The organism is Lujinxingia sediminis (assembly GCF_004005565.1).
In the GTDB taxonomy this organism is placed as follows: Bacteria; Myxococcota_A; Bradymonadia; order Bradymonadales; family Bradymonadaceae; genus Lujinxingia; species Lujinxingia sediminis.
This window is the reverse complement of sequence record NZ_SADD01000001.1, coordinates 1,195,571-1,210,396: the sequence shown is the minus strand read 5'-3', so window position 1 is coordinate 1,210,396 and position 14,826 is coordinate 1,195,571. Positions and strand designations below refer to the sequence as shown.

Below are 14,826 nucleotides of genomic sequence, written 5' to 3'. Positions count from 1 at the left end.
AGTGTCAAATTCCTCCCGCGAATTTCTGGCCGGCTTGCGAAAAATTGCACCAAGACTGAAAAACAGTCTTGACGCCCCCCCCAAAAGGGCCTAATTATCTGCGCCACGTCGGCGGTAAAAACACCGCAGACACTCCCAAGGCTACGTAGCTCAGCTGGTTAGAGCGAGCGGCTCATATCCGCTAGGTCCGGGGTTCAAGTCCCTGCGTAGCCACTTTAGAAAAGCCCCTGCAGCCCCCGCGCTGCAGGGGCTTTTCTTTTGGTCTTTTGGCGCCCGACATGACGCGTTGTCACTGCACACACGATTCAGTAGACTTCGGGCGCTTGAATTCGCCGTCAGACCGCCAGTTTTGGCGGACGTTTCCCCTGAGGAGCCCCCAGCATGAGTCAAGATACCGAAGCCGTACGCCACGAGATTCGGCAGATGCATCAGAGCCTGGCCGAGACCAGCTATTACGATCTTCTGGGACTCGCGAGTGGACTCGATGACGCGATCATCAAGCAGCAGGCCACCAAAGAGTTTCGCCAGCTCGCCAAGAAGTGGCACGTCGACCGCTTCAGCGCGCATGATCTGGGGGATGATAAAAAGCTCGTCCAGGAGATCTTCGCCACCATCAACACCGCCCACCAGGTGCTCACAGACCCGGAGAAGCGCGCCGAATACGATCTTCAACTCACCGGTGCCAACACCGATATCAGCTCCATCCTCACCGCGGAAAACGCGTTTCGGAAGGGCCAGAAGATGCTTGAGACTGGTGCCCACGCCGGCGCGCATGAGCAGTTCAAAATCGCCAGCGAGAACAACGCTGACGACCTGGAGTACAGGGCGCACTTTGTCTACACCGAGTATCTGCTCATCCAGAAGAATGCCGAGGGAACACCGCTCAATCGCACCAGGGCTCAGGAGATCTTTAAAGAACTCGACACGATCAGCATGGAGCTTACCGACCGCGACTGGTTGCTCACCTTCATGGGGGTCGTTGCCGAAGGGCTCGGCCGCACACGCGAGGCCGAAGGGCTCTTTCATCAGGCGATGCAGCACAATCCCCGCAATGTGGAGGCCAAGCGCCGCCTGCGCCTGATGGATATGCGTAAGAATAAGAAAAAGGGGTTCTTTGCGCAGTTGATGGAGAAAATCAAACCATCCTGAAGCGTGTATAAAAAGCGTCCCATATTTTTGAACAGGGGCGCAGATGGCGATGTCACCATAGCATCACCATCTGCGCCCCTCTCTTTTGCCCGCTTCTTAATGTCCGATAGTGTATATTATGTTAACTCGTCAACATGAAGCGCTGCCCGGGGGGCCAACGGGCCGAAGTTGAGATGTGATGTCGACGTCTCGAAACCTTCACCCCTTCCCTTAAGAAGCGACATACGCCCAACCCCCGCTCACAACGCACGTTGTTTCGCGGGTTTTGGGTGGTTTGACTGGATGACCAGAACGACAAAACGCCCGGGCCATCATATCGGCCTCGGGCGTCTTGCCACTGCGTTCGCTCCGGGAACGCTCTCGCATCGGGCGTCTCATCACGCCCGATTCTTTCGCACAAACTCAGTAGCCGGCGTACATCTCCAGCCGGTCACCGACCACAATCTCACGACTGGCCTTGGTGATAATGGCCGTCGAGTAATTCTCCCGCACATCGACGACCAGCACCTGGCCCACACGCTGCCAGGGAATCTCGTCATCGGGCGCTGCGCCCGGACGTCCCAGCCCTTCAAAGCGTTGGTAGATGAAGAAACGGTTGCCCACGCGCACATTGTCTTCGGCGCCGCGGTCTACAAACACATACTGGTCGGTGCCAAATGCAAAGCCCGGCTGAAGCGTATCCACAATATGAGCGATGAGGTCGTCTTCGGCCTGCCGCGGCTGCACCGCCTTGAGCTGACGCTCATAGGGGACGAGCACATCGCCACGCTCCATCTCTCGCCAGGACTGATCAATCATCGCCGTTTCGGCGTGATTCTCAGAGACCTCGGTGATCACCACACTTCCCAGCACGATGTACTTCTGACCGAGCGCGTTGCCCTCTTCATCGGTGATCTCGTCCTGAAGGCGCACCACAGCGAAGCGGTCGCCGACGGCAACCTCCTGTTCTTCCATGGCGGTGCGCTCTTCTTCGCGGATCTCCTCACGTTCGCGCTCGGTGTAGGCGTCCTCTCCGAATCCCACCCAGACCGAGTCATGCTCGCTGAGCATCGTCGCCTCTTTGGGCGAGCCGATGATGCGACCGGTGTAGGCCAGCTCTTCGGCAGTGATCATGCCGCCGGTAGGCAGGTACATACCGCTGGAAGTAGTCTGGGCGTTATTTTGGGTTGCCGCCGGTGATGCCCCCTGCGCCGATGCCATCGGTTTAGGAGCGTCCTGCAGATAGACGATATCGCCCGGGTAGACCCAGTGCGGGTTGGTGATATGCGCGTTGTAGCTCCACATCCGCGGCCACTGGTAGGGGTCGCCGTAATAACTTCCGGAGAGGTCCCAGATCGTGTCGCCCTCGCGAATCACGTGGTAGTCAGGCAGGTCGCTGGCGTACACGTTGGGCGACTGAGCCTGCGCCTGGGGCAGAGGTGGCACCCCAAAGATCGCCACACTCACCGCGGCCATAATCCCACCGTTGATCACCCGGGAGGCGCCACGGCGCAGGCTGGGTCCGACCTTCTTTTTCGACATATCTGCTCCAGATGTGTGTCATGCCCCGTAGAGAGGACATTCATTCATCGCGTTTTTGATGATGTTGCCACGTCGGCTCTCACGTTGCATCCCGGTGGGGATGCTCCTCAAGGCGCTTGATGCCGAGCTTGCCGGCGTTTGTTGTGGGGTACTCTTCGCTGAGCTTGCGCAGAAGGTCCACCGCCCTGCCCGGCTGGCCAAGTCGGTCGTAGGCCAGCGACATCTTCAGCATCGCGTCGGGAACCTTGGCTGCGCCGGGAAGCTCGGTGAGGATGCGCTCAAACTGGGAGACTGCCTGACTGAAATTGCCAAGCCCGTAGTGGCATTCGCCGATCCAGTAGAGCGCGTTGTCGATATAGTCTTCGCGAGGTTTCCCGCGCAGAAAGGTCTCAAAGCCCTCAAGCGCCTCGCCATACGAGCCGGCCCGATAGCTGGTCAGCGCCTCCTGGTAGAGTTCCAGAAGCTCGCGCTGGGATTGCGGGGGCGCCGAGGACGCCGGAGCCGGTGCTGCCTGTGCAACCTCCTCACGCGTCGCGAGTCGCTCATCGGTGACCGGCGCCTGGGCGCGGCGAGAGCCTCCCGAGGTGTTGCTCTTCGGCGCAGGCTGCGTCTGCTGCTCCTGACCAAAGTACGCGGCCAGATCCTCGTTGGTAAAGACCACCGTCTCGTCGTCGCTGGCGTCAGACTCTTCGACCACGATCTCGATATGTTCTTGAACCGGCGCCTGCTGGCGGCCGGACTGCTGGTCGGAGAGCGGAATATGCGTGACCGGACGGCGCTCCACCGGTGGCTGCGGGCTGGCACTGTAGCCATCGTAGTAGCTCTCAGGCTGCGGAGCGCGCTGGGAATAATGGGACTCCGGCGCGGGCGCAGGCCGTGAGGGCTCCGCCTGCGCGAAGGCCTCATGGCTGTTGCGCAGATAACCACGACGCTGCAAGACGATGCGATTCGCCTCCACGCGGTCCTGCATCAGCACCAGCTGGCGCTCCATCTCTTCGATACGAACGGTCAGCCGTCCATTGGTGCGCTCGACATCCTCCACGCGCTCCTGGACCTCGACGAGCTCCGCCCGGGTGAGTGCATCTTCCACGGGTTGCTGCTGGGCGCAGGCGCCCAGAAAGAGGGTCGGACCAAAAAGGTAGGCCGCCACCGCGCGGGCACGATGCCCCGTACGATGCGCTCGGTGCTGAAGAGTGTGCTTCGACAAAAAAGCCTCCTGACGCCCCTTTCTCCCGGGGTCTTCGTCGCAAGAATTCGGCGTCTGATAGGTGCTGTGCTGACATGCAGACAGCTGCGATGCTAACATGGGCCCGGATCGTGTCAAGAAAGTTGAAAGTCCACGATGGCCGCATAAATACTGGAGATTTCCAGCTTCGCGCCAGCTTTTTTCATCCCCACCGGAGCCCTCGTCATGCCCGATTCTCGCGGCGATATTGCCCGTACGATCGCTCGTCTCGATCACCCGGACGCCATCCATCAGGATGAGATTCTGGCCACGCTCAGCGCCCGTGGCGAGGAGGCCCGGGAGGTTGCCCTGGCAAGCCTGGGGCTTCTCAGCCCGCGGGTTCACCGCGCTCTTCTTCGCTGGCTCAGTTCCCGCGTGGATGCTTCGGCCGCTCTGGCGCTGATGCGCTACATCTTCGATGCGTCCAACGTTATCGAGGAGCAAAGCGGGCGAACCCTGGCGATGGCCCTGCTTCAACGGCTGGTGGAAGAGCATGCCGACGACGACAGCGCGCTGAGGGGTCGCGCGCGCGCCTTCTCCGAAGATCTTCTCGAAGATCGTGATCCGGAGGTGGTTGGCGGGGCCCTGCGCATGCTTCAGCGCGTGGGCGACGCCCGATCCGCCATGCATGTGGAGAGCCTTCGCGCATCGCTGGAAACGTCGAATTCCGCGGATGTTCGCGCCACGCTGGAAGCCCTGGGCGACCTGACGCTTGATGGCGAGCAACCTCGGGCGAGCGGAGACCTCGTTGACGCTCTCATCGCGTCGGCCGGACCGCGCCGGCGAATGTTGGTGCGCGAATGGAGGCGGCGGCCGGACCGCGCCGACATTGCCTGCGACATCCTTAAGCGCAACGAAGGCCCGATCGACCAGGCGCTCCAGATCCTCATTGCGTCGCCGGACGAAGGGGCGCGCGCTCCCCTCCAAAAACACCTTCAATCGCGAGACCATGATCGCTTCACGCTGGCGCTGCAGGCGCTCGCTGGCTGCGCCTCTCCACCGGCCAGCGCCTCGGAGTTGGAGGCGATTCGTCGCGCCCTACCCCACCCTGATACGCTGGCCCGGCACGCCGGCGCGGCCCTCACCCTTGCGCTTCGCCCCGAGGATCCGCAGGTCGAGCGCGCGCTCGTCAGCATGCTCTTGGAGTCGGATCCCGCGACGCGCGAAATCGCGGCTCGCGCCCTGGCGCATCTTCCTGGCAGCTTCGAGGACGCCACCCTGGAGCGGGTCATCCGCGCAGCCGATATCAGCGTGCAACGCATCCAGCACTCCGGCGCCGCTCCGGTCGTCATGGCCCTTGCCTGGACCTTACGCGCCGTAGCTCGCCGCATTCCAACCGATGCGAAGCAGGAGCCCACGCCCGAGCTCCGAGCGCTCGGCATCGTTGCGCTCAACCTCCCAGGCCAGCATCGACCACTGGAGGTCGCCTCCCTGGAACTTCTCGATACCCTCAGCCTGCGCGCCACCGAGGCCTGGCCCGATGACCAGCTCAACCGGCTCATCTCCATTGCCTCCGGCGACGAAGCGAAGTCCGCATCCCACGCCGCCGACATCCTCGTTCGCATCGCCTCACAGGGCCTGCATGCCCTGGATAGAGCCGGCGCCAACCTCCTGCTCGACCCGCAACATCAGCGCATTCCCCTGCTCGCTCGAAGCGCCAGCGACGCGGCATACCAGCGATTGAGCGAGCTCGGTGAGCACGACGATCCGGAGGTCCGGCATGCCGCTCACGATGCCCTGGCAAGCCTTCGCCGCAGGCGCAACGACGCGGACTTTATCGAGGCCCACTTCATCCCGGGCCCCTCAAAAGACTGAGAGGTCACCGCACACCGACGCTCCGGCGTTAAAACTCCGCCCACATAAACGAGTCCATCGTTTGAACCTCGTCGTAGCGAGGCTCAAACCCGGTGGCGTCAGCAAAGCGCGAGCCATCAACGACCACCGGATATTTGACATGGTTGAGTGAGCCCGGCGGCAACTTCGGCAGCCCGAAACGCCCCAGAGCGCTGGTAAAGAGAGGCTCCGGCAGTGCGAGCTGCTTGCGCCCCGTGGCTTTGATCAACAACGAAAGCGGCACAGGCGGCGGCCCGGCCACATTGAAAACTCCCCGCAACCTGGCGTTGAGCGCCAGCGCAATCGCCCGGGCCATATCCCGGTCGTGAATGAACTGGTAGAGGGGATCAAACCCCAGCACCGTGGGTACCCGTGGCCCGCGCAGGTATGACGCCAGAGTGCCCTGGCCGGCATCACCCAGCGCGTAGCAGATGCGCAGCACGACGGTGTCGATCTTCGGAAAGCGCCAGAGCGCCGAGCCCGCAAAGAGATCCGAGGCCACCAGGTCCGCGAGCTCCGGGAAGGTGCTCACCGCCATCGGAGGCTCCTCCTCGGTATGATAGAGCGGCGACTCCGCATCCGCACCGTAGAAGGTGTGACGTCCCACAAAGATCGCCTGTTTTACCCCGTAGGTATCACAGTGCTCAAACACGACACGCGTGCCACCGAGGTTAATGCGGTAGCGCTCCTGCGGACTGGCAGTGAAGTGCGTTACCGTCGCCATATGAATGACCGCGTCGGGGCGCTCGGTGCGAAAGACCTCTTCGGCGGGGCGTTTGCGCACGTCGACGTGAAAGATCTTCACCCCCTCGGGGGCGTCCGCCCAGAAGCGGCGGTCGATGCCCAGCACCTCGTGACCATCGCCTAAAAGCTCCGCCGTCAGTAGTCGGCCCAGCGCACTGGCGATCCCGGTGATCAACACCTTCATCGCATACCTCCCTCAAGCTCCCCGCGCTCCACGGCGCCGCGACGCCAATCACGTCCCCGCTCGATAAGCGCGGCGATTTCATCTTGCACCCGATTGACATGGCCCAGGATGATCTCGTCGCTCTCAGTCCCGCTGCCCTCAAAGACCAGCGGCTTGCCGTAGAAGATCTGGCAGGCCACTGGCAGCGGCAATGGAAGTCCGTAGCTCGTCAGCGGGATGTAGGGCGCGCCAATCACCTTTGCCAGCCCCTTGAGATGCCGCACCGTGGGAATGGCCTCCTCGCCGCCGATGAACGCAAATGGTACAATCGGTGTGTTGGTCTTCATCGCCAGGCGAACAAAACCGCTTCCAAAACGCACCAGTTTATAACGGTCCCGGTAAAGTTTGCCGGTGCCACGGACACCCTCGGGAAAGACCATCAGGCAGCGATCGTCTTCGAGCAGCCGCTCGGCGTGCTCCGGAAGACCGGTAAACTGCCCCACCCGGCTAAACCAATGGGAGACGAAGGGCCAGCGGTTGGCAAACTTCTCGACCATCCCCTGCCCCAGCCTCGGCGAGTCCAGACCGAGGAGCAGCGAGGCCAACACCATCGCACCATCCACCGGGAGTCCACCGGAGTGGTTGCCGACGACCATCACTCGCCCCTGCGCCGGCACGTTCTCCTGCCCGAAACACCGCACCCGAAAGTAGGTTCGATAGAAAGGCGCGAGCATCGAGAAGAAGATCTCAAGATGATCGCGGGAGATGCCGTAGGGATCGAGTCCGTAGCGGTTAAAGGGAAGTTCGAGACGACGTATCGCCTCGGCGACCTGCGCGTCGACCAGCACTTCAGACATCATGGAAGTCCGTCCTCATTATCACAGCGGATGGCAGGCGCTCATACCACGGGCCGCCCTGGATGCGCGACCTCATCTCGGAAGCCTGTGCCCATCGTGCGGTCTGCAAGCGGCCCGGGGAGCATGGTGCGCAAAACCAAAGAGCGCCCCCTCATCGAGGGCGCGCTCTTTGCAAAACTCACATCGCTACAGCGGGGGCATCAGTTGGGAGTGGCGCAGCAGCGGAAGCCGATATTCGCCCCGCCGGAGCCGGGGGCCTTGGACGAGGAGTAACGGCAGGATGCCACGTCCGACTCGCTGTCATAGCCGCCTCCGGCGACGCGCTGCTCTTCGACCCACTCAAAGACGTTGCCCGTCATGTCGTAGGCACCGGAGCGGCTGCGGCACTGGGCAAAACTCCCGGCGGCAGCCAGGCTGCGCTCAAAGCCGTCTTCGTCAGCGGTGTTGCAGCGGTCGGCATCGTAGGAATTCCCGTAGGGAAACGCCGCTCCTCCGCAGGCCGAGCGCCACTCCGTCATGGCGCAAAGGCGCTTGTTATCCTGAGCGCAGAGCCTGCGAGCTTCAAACCAGGTGACGCGGCTTTTCGGTGTGCGGCCACGTCCCGGGTATTCGTAGGCGTCGACGCAGAAGTTGCCCGCGTTGGCACGAACAAGAAGCATTCCTGCCGGGCAGTTGGTAGCGTTGGCAGCCGGTCGAGACGCTTGCTGCGTCGGGCGCGATGCTCCGCCGGTCTGCGAGGGCTGGCGCGCGCTACCACCGTTGCCTGCTCCGGCGGAAGGTGTCGATGCGCCGGCCTGCGCTTGTGCGGAGGCTTGAGTTTCGGCCACCGCTTCTGCTTCTGCCTGACGAGCTTCTTCGGCGAGCTCTTCGGCGCGCGTTTGAGCCGCGACGGTCGCGTCGCTGATGGCCTTTCCTGCCCGGGGTTCCGCCTGAGCGAGAAGCGAGGCGAAGGCCTGGCGTGCGGCCTCATCGTCATCGTCACCGGCATCAGCGTTTTCTTCTGGAGCGCTCGCCATAGCCTGCTCAGGCTCCTCAGTGACTTCCTCCGCCTGGGCAACGGGCTCCGGTGTGGCGGTGTTATCCTGTTTGTCGCCACGTGTGAGTGCGAAGGCAGCAACCAGCACAACGACCAGCACGAGCGCGGCGATGAGCCCTGCCTGCGACTTCGACTCGCTTTTTGCCGGCTTTGCTTTGGCCTTTGGCGCTGCAGCCACCTGAGTGGGAACCACCGCCGGGCGTACGTCGACCTCAGGCTCGTCGCTGGCCATCGGAGCTTCGGGCGCGGCCGGAGGCGCAGCAGGCGGAGCCGGAGCGCTCGGAGCTTTCGGAGCGGCCGAATGGGCGTCGCGGTCGACCTCGTTGGTCGGCAGCATGTCGATAAGTTCGGGCTTTTGGCTCGAGCGCTTCACCTCGACAGTGGCGATGTCCTCTTCGAGGGGCTCGCCAATATCCATCGGCGTTTCCACCGCGAGAGGATCGGCCCCCGGCGCTCCGGGAGGAGCCGGCGGTGCCGGCGGTGCTGCCGGCGCTTCGCTGACCATCCCGGCGTTGGCCAGCCGAAGTCCCGTATCCACAATCGTCGAGAAGTCTTCGCTTAGCGCCTCCACCGAGGCGTAGCGATCCTGGCGATCAAAGGCCATGGCACGACGCACCAACGCGTCGACCGCTTCCAGTTGCGAATCTCCACGATAGCTCCCCGCGCTGTGCTCCGGGCCAAACACCATCGCTTTGATCAACGCCCCTACGCTGTAGACGTCCACCCTGGCATCGGGTGTCACCGAGGCGCTGTGCAGCTCCGGTGCCACAAAGGGGCTCTCATCGGCCCGACCGGCAAAGACCTCCGGTGCCAGCGCAGCAAGCACGTAAGAGTCGGTCACCTTCAGCAGATCAGGCATCAAGATGATGTTCTGAGGCTTGAGGTTGCCGTGCGGGTAGTCCCGACCGATATGCTGCAAGGCCAGCGTGATCTGCTGAACAATGGGCTCAAGCTCATCGAGATCAAAGTGCTGCTCGCGTTCGCTGCGCATCTTCAGCACTTTGTCGAGACTCAACCCTTCCAGGTGCTGCATCGACACCCAGGGATGCCCCTTGTGAACGCCGCTGTCATGCAGCCGCACGACATTGCGCTGGGTCAGCGCCCGGGCGGCCCGCGTCGCCTTTAAGAAGCGCTCCTCATCGATGGGCGTGCGAAGCACATCGGTGGTGAAAAGTTTGATGGCGACATCGGTTTCAATGAGCGTGTCTTCGGCCCGATAGACCTGGCCGAAACTTCCCTCCCCGATGCGTTCTTCGAGTTTGAAGCGATCGGCAATGACCTCTCCCGGCGGGAAATAGAGCCCCTGGACGTCGAGAGCCTTCAGCTCCATCGTCATCCGGCGCAGCCCTTCGGCCGAGGTTTTGGTTTTGCGGCGCGCACGACGCAGCCCTACCCCGCAGTTGGGGCACTTCTGCGCGTCGTCTTCGACAGGACTTCCACACTGATGACAGAGCACGGTCTTTTACCTCCCGGAATCTCCGGGCTTAAGCGCCCGTATCGTCCGCCCCCGCCTCGAGGGGCAGGTTGGCGAAATCGGGGCGCATTCTGGGTACAGACAAACGAATTGCACGAATTAGCAAATTGGTCTCGCACGCGCAACTCAAGGCTGAGCGCTCTTTAGAGCTGACGCGGCGGGAGCGCCATACCATCCTCGGACACCCCGGTATCGGCGTCCTCATCGTCCGAAGATGCCGACTCCACCTCATCCGCAGCCTGCCCTGCATCCTCAGCGCTTTCATGGGCGGAGTCGGAATCTTCTGGAGGCTCTCCCGCATCGTCACTCCGGGGATCTGGAGTTTCATCCACCGGCGCCTCGCTGCCCGGGGGGGCTTCAATCGGGACGGCATCGACAGGGGCATCGTCGACCGGCGCCTCATCCACGGGAGAGGCATCCAGCGGGGCTTCCGGCGAGTGCTCTTCAGCGGGCAGGACAGGAACTTCGGGCTCGGGAGCGCGCTCGACGGGAGGTTTTGAGACTTCCTGTTGAGGTTGCCGATCGGGGCTTTGCGGCGGCCGGGGCCGCGGTCGCACAGCCGCCGGAGCTTTCGCCGATGTCTTGCCGCAGGCTTCCACGGCTTCAAACTTCGAGGTGGCTGCACCGGGAGCATGCGCCAGCAGTGCTTCGTAATGCTCGCGAGCCTGCTCGCATTGTCGGGCTCCAAGGGCCGCGCCGAGCTGGCGCTCAAGATTAGCCACGCGGTTGATGCGCGTTTCAAGGGCGGCAGCGCGCACATCGTCGCTCGCGGCCGCGGCCAGCGCCTGACGCGCCTCCTCGATTTGACCGGCTTCAATCAGGTAGCCGACCGCCGCTTCAATTCCCGCCCATTGCCCGTTTCCGACCTCCGCACTGGCCTGGGTGACCACATCGGCCGGAGCCTGGGTGTTTCGCCAGATGCTCCACCCCATCGCCAGCCCCACCACCGCGACGGTGCTCAGTGCGGCGACCAGCGCCGGGGAGCGCTGACGGTTTCGGCGCCGCGGCGGCCAGGGGGCCTCGGTACCGCCGAAGGCAAACGCCTCCTCACCCTCGATATTCGGCTCCGAGGTAAGCTCGGCCCGAAAGACGGGGATGGGATCGGAATCCAGCCTCATCTCCACCGGTCCCACCGGGCCACTCTCCAGGTGAAGTTCACCGCTGATCTTCGGGCTGGAGACGTCCTCATCAAGAAGATCGGCGCTCTGGCTTCCCTCACTGGCCTCGGCCAAACCTTGAGCCTCGGCAGCCTGGCGCTTGAGCGCCGCCGTACGCCCGGCCTCCCGGGCACCCTGCGGCACCGCCACACGCTCGCCAGCCTCCACCGATTCCAGAAGTTCGGCCAACGCCTCGGCATCTGCCGGGCGCTCGGCGGGATCTTTGGCCAGGCAGCGCAAGATCACCGCCTCGAGGTTTTCGTCCACCTCCACCCCCTGGCGGACCAGGCTGGGGAGCGGCGGAGCATCGTGAAGCTGCTTATTCAGGATCGCGAACTTATTTTTGCCCTTAAAAGGCAACTTCCCCGTCGCCATGAAGAAGAGCATCACGCCCAGCGCATAAAGATCCGAGCGCGGGTCGGCGACATCTCCCCTGGCCTGCTCCGGCGACATGAACTCCGGCGTACCGAAGATCGAGCCGGTCTCGGTCATCGGGGCATCATCATCGTCGGCGATTTTGGCGATGCCAAAGTCGAGCACCTTGACCGCAAAGCGGCCTTTGCGCGCGGGCATCAACATCAGGTTATCGGGCTTTAAGTCGCGGTGAATCACACCCTGAGCGTGGGCGGCCCGGAGCACCTCGCAGACCTGCAGGCCGATCGAGACGACGTTCTCTCGCTCAAGCGGCCCCTGAGCGCGAAGCACCTCGGTGAGACTCTTCCCGTCGATAAACTCGGTGATCAAATAGAGCGCACCGTTCTCATGCTGACCGTACTCGAGAAGCGTCACCGCGTTGGGGTGGTTGACCTTGCAGTAGGAGCGCGCCTCATTGAGAAAGCGCAACACAATGCGCTCATCGGAGGTGAACTTCTGATTGAGGAACTTCACCGCGACGCGCTGGCCGAGCTTCTCGTTAAGCCCCAGGTACACATCGCCCATCCCGCCGGAGCCGATCGGCTCGATGATCTTGAACTTCCCGCCGACCACATCACCGATGCAGCTGTCTTTCACCGCTCGGATGGGCACAAGGGGCGCGCCGCATTTGACGCAGTAGCCGCCGCCGCTCTTCTGCGAAACCATGCAACTCTTGCAGATCTTGACGATCTGGCGCGCCTCGCCAGCGGCGATCTCCCGCGGCCTATCCGAGGGCATCGTCAAGGGCGAAGAATCCCGGGCCGGGTCATCATGGACCGGCGAGGTATCGCGGCGCGGGCGCGGGTTTTGGGCGTCATCCTGACTCAAGGTGCTTCCTGGGTGGCCGTCCCGAACAATCCCTGTTCTTAATCACGGGCAAACAACACTCGGACGAGGCGTTCTCGCGCCTATTCTGCCACGCCGGACGCCGGGATCAACAATTCGGCTGCCCGACGTCGGAAGCCACGCGCCACGGGGGCAAACGCGATCGGCATACGAAGGAGCGCGCACTTTTTTGCCCCTCCTCGCTGTGCTATGCCGGGCCGGTGACGCTGAGCAATCGCCCCGCATCCGTGCCGGGACGCCAAACATGTACCTCTGAAGATGGAGCGCCTCGATGGTCCGCTCAAAAGTGTTTATTGCCGATCTTGAAGACAACTCGGTGGTGGAATCCACCTTTCTGCTCGCTGCCAAGAGCATTCGGGAGACGCGCTCCGGCGATCCTTACCTGAGCATGACGCTGCAGGATCGCACGGGCACCATTGAGGTGCGCGCCTGGGACAACGCGCTGGTGCTCGACAAACGCGCTGACATCGATGACTTCGTGGCAATCCGGGGGCGAGTAAGCAGTTACCGCGACAGCCTCCAGATCACACTCAATGATCTGGAGCGCGTGGACGATGCAAGCGTCGATCTGGCCGATTATATGCCGCATTCGCGCTGGTCGGCTGACCTGCTCTTCGACGAGCTTTGTGAGCTGATCGAAAGCAACATTGAGAGCTCTGAGGTTCGACGCTTTCTCAACGCCTTGCTCGGCGACGAAAACTTCGCCACCCGCTACAAGCAGGCGCCGGCGGCGGTGACCAACCACCATAACTTCCTGGGCGGACTGCTTGAGCACACCCTCTCCATGGCGCGCCTGGGCCTTCAGATGGCCCGCCACTACCAGACCTATTACCCCGGGCTTGTCGACAGCGATCTGGTCGTTGCAGGCGTCGTGCTGCACGACATGGGCAAGATCGAAGAGCTCTCCTACCGTCGCAGCTTCGACTACACCACCGAGGGACGCCTGGTAGGCCATATCGCCCGCGGTGCCGAGATTGTAGGTCAGGTGGCACGCGGGTTGGAGCCGCCTCTGGATGCGGACCTTGTCACGCACCTCAAGCACCTGGTGCTCAGTCACCACGGCAGGCTTGAATACGGATCACCGGTCACACCACGCACTGCCGAGGCGATGATCTTGCATTTCCTCGACCTCATCGACAGCCGCATGAACATGTGCTGGAATGCCTGCGAACCCCTGATGACCGGTGACGAGAGGGCCGGTGGCTGGTCGGATTACCGCCGGGCGCTGGAAGGTTTTATGTTTGTTGCGCCGCCACCTGTGGGAGGTCGCTGGGAGCACGAGGGGCGTCTGACCCGCGACGCCTCGCGCGGCCCCGGTCTTGTACCCGGAGCGCCGGCGTTCCCGTCCGACGGTCGTGATGGCCAGGCGCCGCAGACCGACCCGGCCGGCGGCCGGAGCTCGGAGTCGCGCACTCGCCGTGCCGATGACAACAACCTTAGCCTTTTTGGCGAATAACCCCTCTGCAGGGAGTCCTTATGAGCATCCTCGACCGCCTCAACCTCTTGATTCGCTCGAACTTCAATGAAAGCTCGCGCAGCGAGCGCGGTGGGGTTCGCTCAAACCTGCGTGAGGTCGAGACCAGCCTTCGCGACGCGCGCCGCCAGCAGGCCGAGCTGCGTCGCGGAGAGCGTCAGATCATCGAGCAGATCCGCAGCGAGCGTGAAAAAGCCGATCAATGGGAAGACCGCGCCATGCTTGCTCTGCGCAACGGCGACGAAGACCTGGCGCGCGAGGCTCTTGTTGTCAAAAACAAGGCAATGGTCGAATCCCGTCGCCTGCGCGACCAGCTCGACGAACACCGCGCCTACATGCAGGATATCGCCCGCGCACTTGAGGCTCTGGAGCACAAACTCGAGGGCACCCGCGGCAAGATGCGCGCGGCCTCCAGTAAGCAAAACGGTGCGCGCCCCTCGCTTCGCAACGAGTCGGCCTGGGACGCCGAGCTTCGCCGCCGCATGGAAGCCCGCGAGCAAGGCGACGCCGCACCTGAGCGCACCTCCTCACCCACCGCCCCTCCGCGAACGTCGCATCCCACCCCTGCTGATTTCGTGACGGACGAGACCTTCGACACCACGCGCTCCATGCGCGAGTTTGACCGCATGTCGAGCAAGATCGACAGCATGGAGGCCGACATCGAGGCCATGCGCGAGCTCAGCGACATCGGCAACACCCTCGATCCGCGTCGCGCTGAGCTCGACGCGATCTTCAGCCGCCTCGAAGATCGCAAAGCGCGTGGCGAGTCCTCGTCGGCATCAAGCACACCGCGAAAAACCGAGGGTGGCCGCGATGACCTGGCCGACCTGAAACGTAAGTTTCAGGAGTAGGCGACAGCCGCATTCTGCAAGAACCTCTGCACAAAAAAGGGCTCCCACTCGGGAGCCCTTTTCATCTCTGGCAACGAGGCCC

General features: G+C 63.0%; 10 protein-coding genes and 1 tRNA gene. 5 read left to right on the top strand and 6 right to left on the bottom strand.

The window, feature by feature from the left end; translation table 11 throughout:
• The first annotated feature begins 139 nt into the window (after positions 1 to 139).
• Both EA187_RS04975 and EA187_RS04970 read left to right on the top strand, forming a co-directional pair.
• A tRNA-Met gene (locus EA187_RS04975) sits at positions 140 to 213 on the top strand.
• Between the two features lie 168 nt (positions 214 to 381).
• Positions 382 to 1,149, top strand: a complete 768-nt coding sequence (locus EA187_RS04970) for a J domain-containing protein (protein ID WP_127779373.1) — start codon at positions 382 to 384, stop codon at positions 1,147 to 1,149.
• A gap of 402 nt (positions 1,150 to 1,551) precedes the next feature.
• On the opposite strand, the gene EA187_RS04965 is transcribed toward EA187_RS04970, so the two are convergent.
• Together EA187_RS04965 and EA187_RS20310 are read right to left on the bottom strand one after the other, a co-directional pair.
• Positions 1,552 to 2,670: a LysM peptidoglycan-binding domain-containing protein gene (locus EA187_RS04965; RefSeq protein ID WP_127779372.1), complete on the bottom strand. Its 1,119-nt coding sequence runs from the start codon at positions 2,668 to 2,670 to the stop codon at positions 1,552 to 1,554.
• Positions 2,671 to 2,749: 79 nt separating this feature from the next.
• Positions 2,750 to 3,877 carry a tetratricopeptide repeat protein gene (locus tag EA187_RS20310; protein WP_164856002.1) on the bottom strand — a complete coding sequence of 376 codons (1,128 nt, stop codon included), beginning with the start codon at positions 3,875 to 3,877 and terminating at the stop codon, positions 2,750 to 2,752.
• 204 nt (positions 3,878 to 4,081) lie between these two features.
• Here EA187_RS20310 and EA187_RS20305 point away from each other — a divergent pair, with 204 nt between their 5' ends.
• Positions 4,082 to 5,710: a hypothetical protein gene (locus tag EA187_RS20305; protein WP_164856000.1), complete on the top strand. Its 1,629-nt coding sequence runs from the start codon at positions 4,082 to 4,084 to the stop codon at positions 5,708 to 5,710.
• Positions 5,711 to 5,738: 28 nt separating this feature from the next.
• Here EA187_RS20305 and EA187_RS04950 read toward each other — a convergent pair whose 3' ends face one another.
• The 4 genes from EA187_RS04950 to EA187_RS04935 form a co-directional block, all read right to left on the bottom strand.
• Positions 5,739 to 6,656 carry an SDR family oxidoreductase gene (locus tag EA187_RS04950; protein WP_115602625.1) on the bottom strand — a complete coding sequence of 306 codons (918 nt, stop codon included), beginning with the start codon at positions 6,654 to 6,656 and terminating at the stop codon, positions 5,739 to 5,741.
• Positions 6,653 to 7,492, bottom strand: coding sequence for a lysophospholipid acyltransferase family protein (locus EA187_RS04945; protein ID WP_206524188.1), 840 nt, complete (start codon positions 7,490 to 7,492; stop codon positions 6,653 to 6,655). Before EA187_RS04945 ends, EA187_RS04950 begins: the two co-directional genes overlap by 4 nt.
• Positions 7,493 to 7,692: 200 nt before the next feature.
• A complete protein-coding gene (locus tag EA187_RS04940) occupies positions 7,693 to 9,984 on the bottom strand; it encodes a protein kinase domain-containing protein (RefSeq protein ID WP_127779368.1) in 2,292 nt (763 codons plus the stop codon).
• Positions 9,985 to 10,145: 161 nt separating this feature from the next.
• Complete coding sequence (locus tag EA187_RS04935) at positions 10,146 to 12,401, bottom strand: serine/threonine-protein kinase (protein WP_127779367.1); 2,256 nt, start codon at positions 12,399 to 12,401, stop codon at positions 10,146 to 10,148.
• 289 nt (positions 12,402 to 12,690) lie between these two features.
• Between EA187_RS04935 and EA187_RS04930 the strand changes: the two genes are divergently transcribed.
• Both EA187_RS04930 and EA187_RS04925 read left to right on the top strand, forming a co-directional pair.
• On the top strand, positions 12,691 to 13,875 hold the full coding sequence (locus tag EA187_RS04930; RefSeq protein ID WP_115602629.1) for a 3'-5' exoribonuclease YhaM family protein: 1,185 nt from the start codon (positions 12,691 to 12,693) through the stop codon (positions 13,873 to 13,875).
• 20 nt (positions 13,876 to 13,895) lie between these two features.
• A complete protein-coding gene (locus EA187_RS04925; RefSeq protein ID WP_127779366.1) occupies positions 13,896 to 14,744 on the top strand; it encodes a PspA/IM30 family protein in 849 nt (282 codons plus the stop codon).
• Positions 14,745 to 14,826: the final 82 nt, after the last annotated feature.